We start from the raw sequence: 17,981 nt of genomic DNA on the forward strand, positions 1-17,981 counted from the left end.
TGCCGCGGACACGAACCGCCTTGGCGTGCGGTGGCGTCCGCGAGGAGACGCAGTCCGGCGATGCCCGACAGGACGCGTGTCGGGCCCGTCCTGCGTTCCGCCGCCCGGCGGTCTCGCCTTCGGCTGGAAAGCAGCGACCTGACACCCCGCCAAAAGCCTCACTCCTACGCAGAACGCTTGCGATACCGAGGGTTAGCGCCTGTTCGGGCATTGAGAATTCCCGAATGTCCGCCAATGGTGTTTTGTCACCGACTATTTTTAGGCAAGCCCTAATTTCGCCCGCTGCCCGCACGCGACAACCCGCCGCCGAAAGAGTGTGGCGTGGGTCACTATTGACCGCTCAATCAGTACGCATCTAATATCGCGGAAATGATCCACTGCAGGGGCAGTCGGAGAAAAATAGACATTTCAACGATTGCTCCTCCACATGCATCTGACGCAATTTTATGGAGTTCTGGTAAGAAATGGTGACCCCCGGAAGCTTGCGCGAGGCGCCGCTGAACCCGTGAGGATATCGGTCCGAGACCCGCGGTTGCCCGCCGCGCTGTTCGCAAATCAGCTCCGCCAGGGAATTGCCCACGCCAGATCGCCGATCGCCCCGTTGCAGTCCCGCCGGAGATCCTCTGCTGTGCGCATTGTTTTCAATGCACACATACCGGACGTCGGTCTGAATCGCTCGAAAATGGCTGTGCCGGGCATACTCGCGCACGATTGCGTGAACCATTGATCCTTCGGAAACGCAGGATCCGATTTCCGCCGCGTTCTTTTCTCGTGAAGGGTAATCCGTGCCTACCTCCCGAATCACAGTCACCCATCACTCCGGCAAAGGATCATCTCCCGCACCCCTGTCACTGGCGCAGGAGCGGCTGTGGGTCATGGCGCGCATGGACGGAGACGCCAGCGCCGCCTACAACGAGCCGATGCCCTTCGACATCCGAGGGCTGCTGGACCGGGACCTGCTCATCCAGGCGCTGCACCTGCTCGCGGCTCGGCACGAGGCCCTGCGCACCCGGCTGGTGCCCTCCGGCGGCTCGGCGCTCCAGGTCGTCGATCCGCCGGAGATCGGGTTCCCGGTGACCTTCGAGGATCTGACGGCACTGCCGGACGCGGCCGAGCGGTTCGCGCGGACACGGCAGGAGGTGGAAGGCGCCCCGTTCCGCCTGGGTGAGGAGCCCATGGTGCGCGGCTGCCTGGTGGCGCTCGAACCGGACTACCATGTGCTGCTTCTGACGGCCCATCACATCATTTTCGACGGCTGGTCCCGCTCCCTGCTACTGCGAGAGCTGGGCCTGGTGTACACCGCGCTCCAGCAGGGGCAGGACGCGTCGCTGCCGGAACTGACATGGCAGTACAGCGACTACAGCCGCTGGCAGTGGGACTGGATGTCGGGGGAAGAGCCCGCCGCGCACGCCGACTACTGGGCCGCCACGTTGGCCGGCGCTCCGGCTGTGCTCTCGCTGCCCACCGACCGGCCTCGCCCGCCCGAGCAGGTCTTCCACGGCGACCGGGTGCCCGTGACCGTGGACGAGGACCTGACGCAGGCCCTGCGCGACCTCGCCGCAGACAACGATGTCTCCCTGTACGCGACCGTTCTGACCGGCTGGTCGGTGCTGTTGTCCTTGCTCTCCGGGCAGGACGACATCGTGGTCGGCGCCCCTACGTCGAACCGCCGTCGCGGGGACGTCGAGGGCCTGATCGGCTTCTTCGTCAACACCCTCGCCCTGCGCGCGGACCTGTCCGGCTCCAGCGTCAGCGACGCCCTGAAGCAGGTGAACCAGCGGATCCGCGACGCCCTCAAGCACGTCGACCTGCCCTTCGAGCGGGTCGTGGAACTGGTCAACCCACCGCGGAGCCCTGCCTACACGGCACTGTTCCAGACGATGTTCGCCTGGGTCCCCTCCATGCGGAAGGAGCTCGAACTCCCGGACATGAAGGTCGAGTTACGGGAGGACGCCGCCCACGTCCCCGCGAAGTTCGACATGGTCCTGGCCCTGGCCGACGAGGGCCGACACATCACCGGGGAGATCGACTACGCGGTGGCGCTCTTCGACCGGGCGACCGTCGAGCGGTACGTACGCCAGTTCCTCCGCGTGCTGCGCCTGATGACCGAACGGCCCGAAGCCGAGATCGCCGACCTGACGTTGCTGGACGAGGACGAGCAGCGGGAACTCCTCGCCACCTTCAGCGCAGGGCCCGCCACGGCCGTGCCGGGCGTACCGGCATCGGCGGGCCTGCTGGAGCGGTTCGCGGCGCAGGTGCGCGAACGGCCGCAGCAGCCCGCGGTGGTGGCCGGGGACGCAGACTTGGACTACGCGACGCTGGACCGCCGGGCCAACCGGCTCGCCGGCGCGCTGATCGCCCGCGGTGTCGGGCCCGACCGCGTGGTGGGCCTACACGCTGGACGCACGGCCGAACTCGTCGTCGGCGTGCTCGGCATCCTCAAGGCCGGGGCCGCCTACCTGCCCCTCGACCCCGGACAGCCCTCGGAACGGCTCACTGCCATGGTGAGCGACGCCGCACCGGTACTCGTGCTGACCGACCAGGCGGACACCGCGGGCGACGACCGGCAGCTGTGGGAGAACCTGGCGAAGGTGGAGGCCGAGGGAACGCACGACGAAGCGCCGGGCGTCGACGCGGACCCCACCCGGCTCGCCTACGTCATCTACACCTCGGGATCGACCGGCCGCCCCAAGGGCGTGGCGGTGACGCACGGCAGCGTCGTCAATCTCTTCGACCACTGGCGTGAACTCATGGGAGACGCCCCCGGTGAGGCGTCTTCGGCCTGGTCGAACATCGGCTTCGACGCGTCGGTGCACGAGATCCTCGTACCGTTGACCACCGGAGCGGTGCTCCATATGGTTCCCGACGAGCTCCGGGGCGACCCCGGAGCGCTGATGGGCTGGCTGCGCGAACGCAAGGTCACCCAGGCGTTCCTGCCTCCGTCCTACGTCCTGTGGATCGACGAGGACCCGGCCACGCGACTGGCCGGGCTGGCCTTGCGTCAGCTCCTCACCGGAGTGGAGTCCCTGCCCGAAAGCGCCCTGCACCGCATGCGCGAGCTGCTGCCCGGCCTGCGCATCTGCTTCGGCTACGGCCCGACCGAGGCGACGCTCTACTCCACCGCCTACACCGACCCGCAGCCCTACGAGCGGTCGTGTCCCATCGGGCGGCCGCTGCGCGGCACACGCCTGTACCTGCTCGACGACCGCATGCGCCCGGTACCGGTGGGTGTTCCCGGTGAGGTCTACATCGGCGGAGCGAGCCTGGCCCGCGGATATCTGAACCGGTCCGACCTCACCGACGGGCGTTTCGTACCCGACCCGTTCGTGCCTGGCGAACGCGTCTACCGCACCGGCGACCTGGCGCGCTGGCTGCCGGACGGCAACGCCGAGTACGTCGGCCGCCGCGACGACCAGCTCAAGCTGCGCGGCTTCCGCATCGAACCCGGCGAGGTCGAGGCAGCGCTGCTGGCGGTGCCCGGCGTGCGGGAGGTCGTGGTGCTGGCCGACCGCGACACACCGGGCGGCCCCCACCTGGTCGCCGGCGTGGGATGTGACGCCGACGTCACGCGGACGGCGTACGAGTGGCGCGCGGCCCTCAAGGACCGTCTGCCGGACTACATGATCCCCGTCGTGGTGGCCGAGTTCCCGCGGCTGCCGTTGAACCGCAATGGCAAGGTGGACCGGACAGCCGTGCTGCGCGCCGCGGCCGGGGCCCGCTCCGAGCGGGTCAACACGGCCGCGCCCCGCGACCACGTCGAGATGGCGCTGTACGGGATCTGGCGGCGGGTGCTGCTGCAGCCGGACGTCGGAATCGGCGACAACTTCTTCGAGCTCGGCGGCACGTCGATCTCGGCGATCAAGATGGCGTCCGCCGTCCAGGAGGAACTCGGCGTGATGCTGCCGGTCCGGGACGTCATGCTGCACCCCACCATCGAGTCGCTCGCCGAGCGGGTGCGCAGCAACAGCGCCGAGGCCTCGCAGTCTGCGGAGCTCAGCAGCCTGGTGGAGTTCCGCGTCGGCAGCGGCCGGCAGCGCGTGGTGTGCGTGCATCCCGCCGGCGGCACCGCGTTCTGCTACCTGCCGCTGTCCACGGCGCTGCCCGACGACGTCGGCGTGGTGGGACTTCAGGCGCCCGGCATCAACCCCGGCGAGTCCACCCTGCCCGGTGTCGAGGCGATGGCCCAGGAGTACCTGCGGCTCGTCGGTCCCCGCCCGGACGAGGCACTGGTGCTGTGCGGGCTTTCCTACGGCGGCCTGATCGCGTACGAAATGGGCCGCCACCTGGTGGCGGCCGGACACGAGAGGGTGAGCGTGGTCCTGCTCGACACCCATGGCGCGGATGACGCGGAGCAGCGCGCCGCGATCGCGCCGGTCGGCATGGAAGAGTTCCGGGAGAAGTTGGTGCGCTTCAACGGCATGTACCCGGGCATCGACGACGACCAGGTAGCCCGGTACCTGACCGTCTACAACCACCACCGCGAGACGACGCGCGACTACGCCGTACCCGAGTCGCCGGCCCGTGTCGTGCTGATGCAGGCGACGGCCGTGGAGGACGAGGACGGCGACGGTGCGGCCGCCCGCCTGCGCGCGTTCTGGCGGCGCCGCGTCAGCGGTCAATTCGTGGTCGAGCCGGTGGCCTGCGGTCACTGGGACATGTTGGAGAGCGACGAACTACCACGCGTTGCCGCCGTCCTCGCCGCCGAACTGGACCGGCTGGCAGCCGGCCCGGGCGAAACCGAGACGGAGCGCACGACACTTTCTGGCATGTCGGAGGCATGATGAAACCGCGCGTCGAAACTTCCCCCGCCGACGTGGCCGAGGACCTGAGCGCACCGGTCGGGCTCGCCCTCGAGATACACCGCCAGGCCCTGCGCTCACCGCAGGCGGATGCGGTCGCCGACGGCGACGTACGGCTGGACTACGCAACGTTGAACGCCGCGGCCGCCGCCGTGGCCGAGGCACTGGGCCGCCAGGGCTTGACACCCGGGCAGGCCGTGGCGGTGGCGCTGCCGCGCTCGTGGCGACTGGTCTGCGTGATGCTGGGCATTCTGCGGCTGGGTGCCCAAGTGGTGCCGCTGGACACACAGAGCCCCGCCGAACGCCGCCTCTTCATCCTGAAGGATTCCGGAGCGGCCGCCCTGGTGTACGCCGCCCCCGAGAGCGTCACCGAGCTTCCGCAGGGCATGAAGACGCTTGCCGTGGACACTCTGCTGCCCGAACTCCCGGAGGCCGCGGCCACCGTGCAGGCGCCGCCCGCCGCCGACGAGGTGTCCTTCCTGTTCTATACCTCCGGAACGACCGGACGGCCCAAGGGCGTCGAGGTCCGCGACGCCGGAGTCATGCGGCTGGCACGACCCGGCTACATCCGTGTCGAGCCCGGCCTGCGCTATTCCTGTCTGGCGAATCCGGCGTTCGACGCGCTGAGCTTCGAGGTCTGGGCACCCCTGCTGACCGGTGGCTGCTGCGTGGTCCTGCGCGACAGGGACGTGCAGACCCCCGAGCGGCTCGCCGCGGCACTGCGGCGCGAGCGGGTGGACACCGTCTTCATCACGACCGCACTGTTCAACGCGATGGTCACGGCCGTGCCGGACTGCTTCGCCGCGGCCGACGAGGTTCTGGTGGGCGGTGAGCAGCTCAACCCCCAGGTGATGCGCCGCTGGTACCAGGACAACGCCGAAAGCGGCACCCGTCTGTTCAACATCTACGGGCCGACGGAGTCCACCACCTTCGCCCTGTGCCATCCGATCCCGCGGGACTTCGACGGTGACGTGGTGCCGATCGGCCGGCCCCTGCCGCAGACCGATGCCGTCCTGGTCGTGCCGGGCCAGGAGAGGGTCGCAGCGCCCGGTGAGGTCGCCGAACTCCTGCTGAGCGGTGCCGGACTTGCGGTCGGGTACCGCAACCTCCCCGAGGAGACCGAGCGGCGCTTCGTGCGGCTCGCATGGCTCGATGGCGGCGAGGAGAGGTACTACCGCACCGGTGACCTCGTACGAGCCGACGACGAGGGCCGGGTGGAGTACGTCGGACGAACCGACCGCCAGGTCAAGGTCCGCGGCTTCCGGATCGAGCCCGGCGAGGTGGAACGGCACGTTCTCGCCCACCCGGCGGTCCGGCGGGCCTACGTGTGCACACGCCGCGCGGGCCAGGAGGGGCCGAACGAACTGCTGGCGTTCGTCGTCCTGCAACAGGAGCTGTCCTACGAGGAGTTCGACAGCCACCTCGCAGCCCACCTGCCCGTCTATATGCGCCCGCACCAGGTCCATCTCGTGGAGGAGCTGCCGCTCAACGCCAATGGCAAGGTCGACCAGGCCGCGCTGCTGCAGCAGGCCGACTGGCCCTGGCGGTCGGCCGCCTCCGACGGACCGGCCGCGACGGAAACGGAGCGTAAGGTTCTGAAGTTGGCCGAGGAGATCCTGGGTACCACCGGCCTCGGGCTCGGTGACCGGTGGATGGCCAGCGGCGGCGACTCATTGAAGGCCCTGCGGTTCTGCTTCGCCATCCGCCAGCGGTGGGGCTGCGACCTGACGCAGGCGACCGTCCTCCACAGCGACCTGGCCGCAATCGCCCAGGCCGTCACCACGGCTGGCCCCGGCGAGGAAAGCTCCTACCCGGCACCGACGGTCGCCGGTGCCCACTCGGCGCCCGCCACGAGCGAGCAGCAGCGGCTGTGGCTGTTGCAGCGCCGCGCACCGGCCTCCCGGGCGTACTCCGTCAACCAGGCCTTCCGCGTGGACGGGCCCGTCGACACCGCTGCCCTCCGGCGGGCGCTGCGGACCCTGGTGGCACGCCATGCGGCACTGCGGGCAGGCTTCGCCCTCGGGCCTCAGGGACTCCGGCAGACAGTCGGCGAACCGTACGACCCCTGGCACGAGCCGGGCACACAGCAGGCATGGGACGAGGAAGAAGCGCACGCCTTCGCCGACGCCTTCTTCGCCGAGCCCTTCGACCTCGCCGTCCCCCGTATGCTCCGGGCCTGCTGGCTGCCCCGTGACGGCGGCGGAACGCTTCTGCTGCACCTGCACCACATCGCCGTCGACGGCTGGTCACTGAGCATCCTGTTGCAGGACCTGTCCGCCGACTACGCCGAGACCACCGACGCCGACGCCGAAACCGGCCGGAACACGGCACCGGCTCCGAACCCACTGGACTTCGCCGCCTGGCAGAGCGACTGGTTCGCGACTGCGGCCTACCAGGCACAGCGCGACGAACTCCTGGCGTACTACGAGGGCCTGGAGGAGCCCCAGGAGCCGCTGCCCGCCCAGCATGCGGATCCGGCACCGCGGGCGCGGCTGCTGCACACGTCACTCGACGTCGTACGCCGGGCCAAGGTGGACCAGCTCTGCGCCGAGCTCGGGCTGACCCGCTTCCAGGTGCTGCTGAGCGTGTTCTCCTGGAGCCTGTACGGCGTGACCGGCCTGGTCCGCCCGCGCATCGCCACCCCGGTCGCCAACCGCCCGGTACGCGAGTTCGAGGACAGCGTGGGCATGATGGCGAACACCGTGCTGCTGCCCGTGACCGTCGCGCCCGGTGAGGACCTTCGCTCGCACCTCGCCCGCACAGGGACCGGCACGGGGCAGGTGCTGCGACGCCAGGACGTGGCGCTAGCGGACGTGCTGACCGGCTGGGAGGCCGTCGGCGACGGCACCCCGTTCGATCTCCTGTTCGTCCTGGAGAACACCGACTTCGGGGGGCTGCGGCTGCCCGGCTGCGTCCAGCGCCCCCTGTGGTGGGCCGCGTCGGAGGCCAAGTGCCCGATGACGGTCTCCGTGGTCGAGCATCCCGACGGACTCGACCTGCTGTGGGAGTACGCCGAGGACCGATTCACCGGCGAGGCCGTCCAGGCGATGGCCGAACTGTTCCGGCGGGGCGTGGACGCGCTCGCGTCCGGTGGCCGGTCCACCGCGCGGGAGCTGGTCGCGCCGTACCGGCGGTCCCTGCCGGAGCACGGGCGCGGGCCTGTCCCGGAACCGGGCTTCACCACGATCGCCGAGGGTTTCGCACGGCAGGTCGCCCGCACCCCGGACGCCCCCGCCGTGGTCACGGCCGACGGGAGCACCCTGAGCTACGCGGCGCTCGACGCCCTCGCCGCGGCCCTCGCCGCGGACCTGGCCGACCGCTACCCGATCCCGGCCGACGGCAGCCCCTGCCGGGTGGTGCTGTACCTGGACCCGTCCGCCGAGCATGTGGTGGCCCTGCTGGCGCTGGCGCGCCTGAACGTCACCGCCGTCCCCCTCGACCCCTCCTACCCGGTCGAGGTGCTGCGCCGCGTCCTGGAGCGGGTCGACCCGCTGTGCGTCCTCGTCACGCCCGATGGCGCGCCAGCGCTGGACACGCTGCTCCCGGACGGCGTGGTGCGTCACCTCGTCGCCCTGACGGACCCGGCGCCACAGCAGGGCGACGTCGCGAGCGCACCGTACGACGGACGCACACACGACGGCACCCGACCGCTGTACACGCTGTTCACTTCCGGCTCCACCGGCGTCCCCAAGGGCGTCCAGATCTCCGACAGCACCCTGTGCGACCTGATCCAGTGGCAGTCCGGTCCCGGCGGCCTGACCGCCTCGGCGGCCACCCAGCAGTTCTCGATGCTGGCGTTCGACGTGTCCTTCCAGGAGATCTTCGGAACGCTGTGCACCGGCGGCAGCCTCCAGCTCATACGCCCCGAGTGGCGCCAGGACGCCCCCGCGCTCCTGGAACGGCTTGAGGCTGCGGGGACCGAGCGGATCTTCATGCCCTACGTGGCCTTGCAACTGCTCGCCGAGTACGGGGTACGCCTGGGCAGGTTCCCCTCCCGGCTGCGCGAGGTGGTCACCGCGGGCGAGCAACTGGTGTGCACGGACACCATCCGCTGCTGGTTCGCCGAACTGCCCGACGCCCGCCTGTTCAACCACTACGGGCCGACCGAGACGCATGTGGTCAGTGCCCTGTGCCTGGAGGGCGACCCGCATCAGTGGCCCGAGCGGCCCGCCATCGGCCGCCCCGTGGCAGGCGCCGACCTACGCGTGGTGGACGCCCAGGGCGACCCGGTTCCGCCCGGGTGCACCGGCGAGCTGCTGATAGGCGGCACCATGACCACCCGCTGCTACCTCGACAAACCCGTCGACGACACCCGCTTCGTCGAGATGCCCGGCGAGGGCCTGTTCTACCGCAGTGGAGACCGGGCGTGGTTCGACCGCGAGGGCCTGCTGCACTACGCGGGCCGCGACGACCAACAGATCAAACTGAGCGGGCACCGGCTGGAACTCGGCTCCGTCGAGGCAGCCCTGCTGCGCCATCCGGCGGTGGTCAACGCCATCGTCGCGCGTGACGGCGACCGGCTGACGGCCTGCCTGGAGTTCCGTGGCGAGTCCCCGTCCGCCGACGACCTGACCTCCCATCTCTCCGCGCTGCTGCCCTCCTACGTCCGCGTGGACCGCTTCCGGAGACTGGGGACGCTGCCCCGCACCCCCAGCGGCAAGCTGGACCGGAAGGCGGCGCTTGGGGCACCGGGCGAGGAGATACGTCGCTCGGCGGTCGCCCGCACCGAACTGTCGACCGAGGAGGAGCGGCTCACCGCCGCCTTCGAGGCAGTCACCGGGGCGACGATCGAACCAGACCAGACCTTCTTCGAGGCGGGTGCCTCCAGCCTCACTCTCATGCGCTTCCATCTGCGCTGCACCACGGAACTCGGCATGCGCTTCAGCGTCGCGGACCTGTTCGAGCACGTCACTGTCCGCTCCCTGGCCCGCCACCTCGCCGCGGACGACCTCCCCGGCACCCGGACACCTGCCGCACCGGCCACGCGCGAGGGCGGAACCCCGGATCCCGACGAACCGATCGCGGTCGTCGGCATGGCGGTACGGGTACCCGGCGCCCCGGACCTGGCGACCTTCTGGGACCTGGTGGTCTCGGGCGGTACCGGCATCCGCCGTGTCGACGCCCCGGAGGGCGTCATCGGCGCGCACAGCACGCTCGACGGGATGCTCGACTTCGACCCGGGCCACTTCGGCATCAGCCCTCAAGAAGCGCGCCTGATGGACCCCCAACAGCGTCACCTGCTGATGGCCTGCGTGCAGGCCCTGGCACACGCCGGCGTCGCGGACACGTCGACCACGCGCGTGGGCCTGGTGGCCGGTGCCGGGGAGAACACCTACTTCCAGTCCATGCTGCGCGAGGCGGATCCCGGCCGGCTACCCGACGGCTTCCAGCTCGCCCTGCACCACGAGAAGGACTTCCTGGCCACCAAGGTGGCCTACCACCTCGGGCTGACCGGTCCCGCCTTCAGCGCCCAGACGGCGTGCTCCAGTTCCCTGGTCGCCGTGCACCTCGCGGCCGGCATGCTCCGGCAGGGCGAGGCCGAGGTGATGCTCGCCGGAGGCGTGCTCATCGACCCCGGCCTGACCGGCGGCTACCGCTACCGCCCGCAGCACATCTTCTCCGCGGACGGCAGCTGCCGGCCCTTCAGCGACGACGCGACCGGGACCGTCGGCGCGAGCGGTGTCGGCGCCGTGGTCCTCAAACCGCTGCGGCAGGCACGGCGCGACGGCGACACCGTCTACGCAGTGATCACAGGTTCGGCGATCAACAACGACGGCGCGGCCAAGATGAGTTACACCGCGCCGTCCCTGGCCGGGCAGCGCGAGGTGATCCGCACCGCCCTGGCCCGCGCCAAACGCACCGGCGCCGACCTCGGCTACGTCGAGGCGCATGGAACCGGTACCCGGCTGGGCGACCCCATTGAAGTGGGCGCGCTACGCCAGGCGTTCGACGTGAGCGAGTCCGGTCGCTGCGCGCTCAGCTCCGTCAAGAGCCAGCTCGGCCACATGGGCGCGGCTGCCGGTGTGGTGGGCCTCGTGCGCGCCGCCCTCGCCGTGCACCACGGGAGCGTCCCGCCCAACATCAACTTCCGTGGCTTCAACCCGGAGATCGGCCCCGACCCCACCCCCTTCCACGTCCCGACCCGGACCACGCCCTGGCCAGAGGGACGCGAACGGGTGGCCGCTGTCAGCAGCTTCGGGATCGGCGGCACCAACGCCCACGTCATCCTGGAACAGGACACCGAGACCGGCACCGCCGCAATCGGCGAGGTACCGAAGTGCCTGGTGCTGTCCGCCTCCAGCGCGGACGCCCTCGCCGCCGACGCCGCCCGGATCGCCGACTACCTCCAACTGCGGCCCGAGCTGTACGAGTCCGTGCTACGCCACCTGCAGGCCGGACGTGCGGCCCGCCGCCTGCGGACCGCGGCACCCGCCGCGGACGCTGCGGCCGCCGTGCGCTGGCTGCGCGCGGTGGCCGCGGGACAGGTCCCGCACGGCATCGCGGACCCGGACGCCGCGACGGTTTTGACTGTCGGCCGCACGGCTCACGACATCGCCGAGGACTGGACTGCCGGAAGGCTCGTCGACTGGCAGACGGGCCCGGCCCCGGCGCCCTGGGACTTCCCGCCCCCGTCCTTCGCGCTCGCGGAGTACGACTTCGACCGCACGCCCAAGGCCGCGGCCGCGGAACCCCAGCGGCTTCCGCAGGCCGACTGGCTGCACCAGCCGCACTGGGTCCGGCTGCGCCGCGCCGCCACCACGAGCACCACAGCACCGGCAGGCCGTGCGTCCGTCGTGCTCGTCGTCGCGCAGGCCGTGCCACAGACGGCGATCGCGCCCTTCGAGGCCGTGGCGTCGCGGGTGGTGCGGGTGCACCCGTCCAGCACCTTCGCCCGCAGGGGACCCGACGTCTTCGAGGCCGACCCGGCCGACCCGGCGTCCTTGCGCCTGCTGCTCGACGCGCTGTTCGAGGACGGGACCGGCGATGCCCTGGCCGACGCGGAGTGGGTGCACGCGCTGCCCCTGGGTGTGACGGGCCCCATCGGTCCCGGCGCGCTGGAACACGCCCGCCACGCTTGCCTGGACACCACTGCGGCCCTGGCCCAGGCGCTGGCCGGCCGGACCGGTTCCCCGCGCGTGTGGTGGCTGTCGTACGGCGCCCGGCCCGTGGCCGGGACAGTGGACAGGCCCGAACTGGCGCTCCTTGCCGGGCCGGTCGAGGTCGCCCCCCAGGAGAGTGCCCTGGACGGCCACTGGCTGGACCTCCCCGACGGCGACCTCACCCGCTGGGCCGAACACGTGGCCTCGGCCGTCGCCGAAGCACGCCGAGCCGGGCATCCCGGCAGCCCGGCTCTGCCCCGGCAGCTCGCGCTGCGCCAGGGCTACTGGTGGCGACCGGGCACCACGCCCGTGCCGGCGCCGTCCGGCACGCAGCCCCTCGCACCGTCCGGTGAGGACACGGTCCATCTGGTACTGGGCGGCACGGGTGGCATAGGCAGCGCCATCGCCGCCTGGCTGCTGGAGCACACTGGCGGCCGTGTCCTGCTGCTGTCGAGGAATCCGCAGCTGCCCGCGGAACTGACCCACTGGGCCGACCGCGTCGGCCTCGTCGCAGCGGACCTGGCGGACCTGCCCGTGCACGAGGTCGTGGCGGCCGTCGCCGAGCACACTCCACGGCTGGACGGCGTGATCCACGCGGCCGGGCTCGGATTCGGCGGGCTGCTCGTACGCCGCGACGCCACCGCGATGCGCGACGCCGCCGCGGCCCGGGAGAACGGCGCCCTCGTCGTGGAGCACCTGATCGAGACCTTCCACCCGGAGATCGCGGTCTACTGCTCCTCGATGTCCGCCCTGCTCGGCGGCGTCGCCCAGAGCGACTACGCGGCCGGCGCGAGCCTGCTTGACGGCTTCGCCCACCACCGCGCTGGCGAGACGGAGACGACCGCCCGGATCGGCATCGACTGGGACGTCTGGCGCGAGACCGGAATGGCGACCCGGGTCCTGAACACGGACAGCCGCCACCAGGCCCACCTGGAGGTCGGTCTGACGATCGAGGAAGGCAAGGCGGTCTTCGCCCACGCCCTGGCCCTGCGACTGCCGCAGCTTCTCGTCTCCACCACCGACATCGATGTCTCCCGCGCGTTCTACGCCCCCTCCGCCGACGGCCGGGCGGAACCGCTCACCGCGCGGTCCGGGCCGGCGCACGACGCGGACGGCGAGGCGGGTTCCTCGGACACGGACAGTGCCGAGGAGCGAGCCGGCGCCATGGCCCGCGTGATCCAGGACCTGCTCGGCGTGGACGAACTGGACCCGGACGACTCCCTGTACGACCTTGGCGCCGACTCGCTGACCCTGCTCAGCCTGATCGCCCAGATCGAGGACGACTACGGCGTCGAATTCGACCTGGCCTCCTTCAGCCACCGGGCCAGCCTCACCGAGATCCTCAAACACATCGAGACGGCCCTCACCCCCGCCGAGCCCACCGCCAGGGCGGCCCGGAACATCGCCTCCCAGGTCGTCCTCGACATCTGGCAGGAGGGAACCGGCTCGGCTGTCCTGTGCCTGGTGCACCCCGTGGGCGGAGACATCCAGGCCTACCGGTCCCTGGTGGCAGCGCTCGGGCCCGCTCCGACCGTGTGCCTCATCGCCGATCCGGCACTCCGCGACCCCGCGATGCCCGCGTGGTCACTGGCCGAACGCGCCCGTCACTACGACGCAGAACTTCGTGACCACTTCGGCGGCTCCGACCACCGGCTCCACCTGGCCGGCTGGTCCTACGGTGCCCGGGTGGCCATGGAGATGGCAGGCCTGGCCGAGTCGACCGGGCAGCCGTTGGAGGCGCTCTACCTGATGGACCCGCCGCCGCCGCAGGCGGACGCGCTGGTCGCCGCCTACGACGAGACCCACCTCGAGAAGGTGTTCGCCGCCGAACTCGGCACCGACGTCTCATCGATGTCGGCAGAACACGCGCAGGCGTACGCCGAAAGGCTGGCCCGCTGCTGCCGGGCGAACCTGCGCAGCCTGGGCGAGCACCGGGTGCGGCCGCTCGCCTTCATCCCCACGTTCCTGTGGCTGGCCGAACAGCCCACGGCGGGTATGCCCGCACCCGGCGACCCGCAGGAGACGGACCAGCAGTGGAGTGCCTGTCTGCCCCCCTCCGCCGTACGGCGGTCCCTGCCCATCGACCACTACGGCATCGTCGCGCCACCCCATGTGTACACGGTGGCCGAGACCATCACGGCAACGCTGGCGGACCCGGTAGCCGGTGCCCGGACCCGCCGCGAGCAAGAATCGGAGCGCGCCCAGTGAACCCCTACCAGTCCCTGCCCGTCCGGTCGTTCTGGCGGCCCGCAGTCGCCGAGCCGGACCCGCTGGACATCGAGGACGTCTGGACACCCAAGTTCGCCCTGGGTCAGGACGACCCGGTCGTCACCGCGGGCTCCTGCTTCGCCGCGCAGATCGGCCGGGCCCTGCTGGACTCGGGCATGAACTGGCTAGACGCCGAACCCGCCCCGCCCGGCCTGACCAAGCAGCAGCGCCAAGAACGCGGCTACGGTGCCTTCTCCTTCCGCACCGGCAACATCTACACGCCCGCCGTCCTACGCCAGTGGCTGTCGTGGGCCCTCGGCCACGCACAGCCGCCCGAGGAGGCCTGGACCGACGGCGACCGCTGCGTCGACCCGTACCGCCCCGCGATCGAACCCGGCGGCTTCACCTCCCCCGCCGAGATGCTGCAGGCACGTGAGGTCACTCTGGCCGCCGTCCGCACCGCCGTCACCACGGCGAGCTGCCTGGTCTTCACCATGGGCCTCACGGAGGCATGGCGCGACGCCACCGACGGCACCGTGCACCCCACCTGCCCCGGCACCGTCCGCGGCACCTTCGACGCCGAGCGGTACACCCTGCACAACTTCACCTTCGCCGAAGCGCACCGGGACATGACCGAGGCGATCGCGATGGCGCGCCTGGTCAACCCCGGCCTGCGCATCCTGCTGACGGTGTCACCGCAGCCGCTGACCGCGACAGCCACCGGCGGCCACGCGCTGCCCGCCAACGGCTACACCAAGTCCGTGCTGCGCGCGGTCGCCGGGCAGCTCGCCCTGGAGGACCCGGACGTCGACTACTTCCCGTCCTACGAGCTCATCACCGGCCCGGTCTTCGGCGGCAGGTTCTTCGGCCCGAACCAGCGCACCGTGACCCCCGAGGGAGTCGACTTCGTGATGCGGCACTTCGTGGCCGGGCTCCACCACCGCCCCACGCAACCGCAGTCCGCCCGCGACACCGCTGCCCGTCCAGGAGATGCCGCCTGTGAGGACGCCGTCCTTGACTACTACAGCCCCCGCTAGGTTCCTGCTGCTCGGCGACTCCCACGCGGGACCGATCGGACGAGCGGCCCAGAAAGCCGGCATTCCGTTCCAGGGCGGCCCCATGGGTGCCGGCCGGGAGTTCACCGACAGCTTCTTCACCACCCGCGACACCCCCGGCGGGACCGACGTCGTCTTCCGGTCCGACGAGGCCGAGGAGCACTACCGCCGCTTCCTCAAGGAACTCGGCGTCGACGCCCTCGCCGGGCTGGGCATCCCGATGGTCGCGACGTTCGGTTTCTGCGCGCACTTCGTCGCGCTGCGGGAGAACTGGGACCTCTACCGCGACCGCTCGGGTGCCGTCCCGCCGGGTTTCCTCGCCGCCCCCCTGTTCGGCGCCATCGTGCGCGCCACTGTCCGTGACGCCCTCGCCTTCTACGAACACGCCGTGGGCCTCGGACTGCGTGTCCTCGCGGTAATGCCGCCGCAGCGGGTCCCCGGCCAGTCCGATCCGGCGGTGTTCATGGCCGCGCAGGAGCGCATCCGGCTGGCCGTGACGGAGCTCGGGGTCGAGGTCGTGGAGCTGCGCCGCCGGACCACGGGTCCGGACGGACTGCAACGCCCCGAGCTGTGCGAGGCAGACGACGAGATCCACGGCAACCTCGCCTTCGGCCGCATCATCCTCGCCGAACTGCTCGACCGAGGCCTGTAAACCCCCCCTCTGGAGGATGTCATGGAGTCATACGAACGCGAAGCACTGGAAGCGGTGACCACGCGTCCCGTGCACCCCTACCGCACGCTCACGGTCGAACGGATCACCCCCGTTCTGGGCGCGGAGGTCTCAGGCGTCGACCTGTCGAAGAAGATCTCGGCGGAGCAACTGGACGAGATACGCACCGCCTTCCGCGATCACCACGTCCTCGTCTTCCGCGATCAGACGATCACCGTCGAGGACCACAAGCGTTTCGCCGCCGCCTTCGGCGAGCTGCGTCCCGTCAACCCGCCGCCGCCCGAGGGCGACCCCTACATCCTGGAGATCCGCACGACGTCGGCCGCGGCGAACGTGGCAGGCAACGGCTGGCACGCCGACGGCACCGCCGACGCCGAACCGTCGCTGGGGTCGATGCTCTACATCACCGAGATCCCCGAGCCGGGCTGCGGCGGCGACACCCTCTTCGCCAACATGCACCTCGCCTACGACATGCTCTCGCCGACCATGCGCTCCCTGCTGGACCCGCTCACCGCCATCCACGACGGCGCCCAGGCCCTGGCGGGTTACACCCCGCCCGCGGACTACGTCACCCCCAAGAGCGAGCATCCGCTCGTCGCCCGGCACCCCGAGACCGACCGTAAGCTGCTCTACGTCAACAAGGCCTACACCAGCCGCGTCCCGCAGCTCGCCGCCCAGGAGAGCCAGGCCCTGCTCAACATGCTCTTCGACACCATCGCTTGCAGGCCGATCCTGCACTGCCGCGTTCGCTGGACCCCGGGCACCCTCGTCTTCTGGGACAACCGCTGCGTTCAGCACCATGCGACGTACGACTACTACCCCTACGCCCGCTACGGCCAGCGCCTCGCCATCAACGGCGGCCCCGTCAAGGGCTGACGGCGCGACCAGAGGAGGCGTCGTGCACGGACCGTGGGGTCCGTGCACGACGCCTCACCGGTCACCTGCTCACGCCGTGGCGCGCCTCACCGTGTCGGCGAGGCCGTCCCGAAGGCGCACACGGGCCTCCTGGGCGGCTGGCCCGTCCGTGCCGGCCGCCGCTCCCGCGTACGCGGCGATCCAGGCTTGCACCACGGCGAAGGGCCAGGCGCGGGCGTAGTCCTCCGCATCCCTGGAAGCAAAGGCCACGGTGTACGCGGCAGCGTTCGCGATCGCGTTGGCCTCGGCGTGTACGCGCTCGCTCACCTCGGTGTTCATGCACGCATAGGTCTCGCCGTAGCGTTCGGCCTCGTCCTCGGACCAACCGCGCGAGCGCGCGAAGGAGGCCGCGGCCGACGAAGCCCGGGAGTGCACTTGTTCGCGGGGATAGGCCAGTCGGTACACCTCGCGCAACGCCGGTTCCAGCACCGCCGACCAGACGCCCTCGCCGATCGGTTCACCGGCTGCCGCGCGTGCGTGCACTGCGCGCAAGGCGTCATGCGGGGCCGCATCCACGCCGTGTCGGGCCACCGCCTCACTGATCAGATCCGCCACCGCACCGGCATGCCAGTGGTGGACCGCGGCGAAGGGCACCTCAGCAGTGGAGTACCCCAGCCCGTCGTGGCCACCCGCCGGATCAGCGAGTGCATCGCGGACTTGGTCCAGCCAGCTCGGTACCGACACGGGCTGAAGGGCTTCCGGCGGGATACGCGGTTCGGTCGTCAACACAGCCTCCGGAACTCGTGGCCCCGGTTCCGGAACCAAAAGAATCATCAGACTACGCATTCTGCCGTCCCGGGAATCAAGTATTCCGCCGGCCAACATGCTGTCGCGGTTCGTTCTTTCTGATCGGTGTCTCGGGTGTTGAACTGGGCTGATCAATTGGCTGGTTGGGTCCGGCGGTGTGCTGTGTGCCGGCGAGGTGCTTGGCGTTGCTTGCGGGCCAGGGCTGGGTGGGCCCGTGAACTGCGGGTTTCGCGCTCTGGGTTGGTCTCGTTGGTGTTGATCAGTTCTGTTGGTTGGTCGTTCCACCTCCACCAACGACACCTCCTGGCCACCCTCGGCATCCACGGACCCACACCCCTGTGCCGCTACAACAGCCGCCCAGCGAACCTGACCCCTCCTACCGCGCCCGCTACCAGGACTTCGCGCTCGGCCGCCGGCTGGACCAGCAACGGCACCAGGCCAAGGTCTACAGCGTCGAGCCGTCCGTGCTCACGCGCGTAGCCGCGAG

At 70.8% G+C, this 17,981-nt stretch carries 6 protein-coding genes; 5 read left to right on the plus strand and 1 reads right to left on the minus strand.

What is annotated here, in order from left to right; genetic code table 11:
- Nucleotides 1–785: 785 nt before the first annotated feature.
- Genes AB0D57_RS44510 through AB0D57_RS44530 form a run of 5 tightly spaced genes read left to right on the plus strand, consistent with a single transcriptional unit; the run spans nt 786 to nt 16,708 of the window.
- Nucleotides 786–4,781 (plus strand): amino acid adenylation domain-containing protein, encoded by a 3,996-nt coding sequence (locus tag AB0D57_RS44510; RefSeq protein ID WP_362087939.1) that lies wholly within the window; start codon nt 786–788, stop codon nt 4,779–4,781.
- Complete coding sequence (locus AB0D57_RS44515; RefSeq protein WP_362087942.1) at nt 4,778–14,107, plus strand: amino acid adenylation domain-containing protein; 9,330 nt, start codon at nt 4,778–4,780, stop codon at nt 14,105–14,107. Before AB0D57_RS44510 ends, AB0D57_RS44515 begins: the two co-directional genes overlap by 4 nt.
- A complete protein-coding gene (locus AB0D57_RS44520) occupies nt 14,104–15,144 on the plus strand; it encodes a GSCFA domain-containing protein (RefSeq protein WP_362087945.1) in 1,041 nt (346 codons plus the stop codon). Before AB0D57_RS44515 ends, AB0D57_RS44520 begins: the two co-directional genes overlap by 4 nt.
- Nucleotides 15,107–15,814 carry a hypothetical protein gene (locus tag AB0D57_RS44525; protein WP_362087948.1) on the plus strand — a complete coding sequence of 236 codons (708 nt, stop codon included), beginning with the start codon at nt 15,107–15,109 and terminating at the stop codon, nt 15,812–15,814. The genes AB0D57_RS44520 and AB0D57_RS44525 overlap by 38 nt, the downstream gene beginning before the upstream one ends.
- A 21-nt stretch (nt 15,815–15,835) precedes the next feature.
- Entirely contained in the window at nt 15,836–16,708 is an 873-nt protein-coding gene (locus tag AB0D57_RS44530) for a TauD/TfdA family dioxygenase (protein ID WP_362087951.1), read from the plus strand.
- 69 nt (nt 16,709–16,777) lie between these two features.
- On the opposite strand, the gene AB0D57_RS44535 is transcribed toward AB0D57_RS44530, so the two are convergent.
- Entirely contained in the window at nt 16,778–17,473 is a 696-nt protein-coding gene (locus tag AB0D57_RS44535) for a SpcZ (protein ID WP_362087954.1), read from the minus strand.
- Between the last annotated feature and the right edge of the window lie 508 nt (nt 17,474–17,981).

It is taken from the genome of Streptomyces sp. NPDC048275, from assembly GCF_040652275.1.
GTDB lineage: Bacteria > Actinomycetota > Actinomycetes > Streptomycetales > Streptomycetaceae > Streptomyces.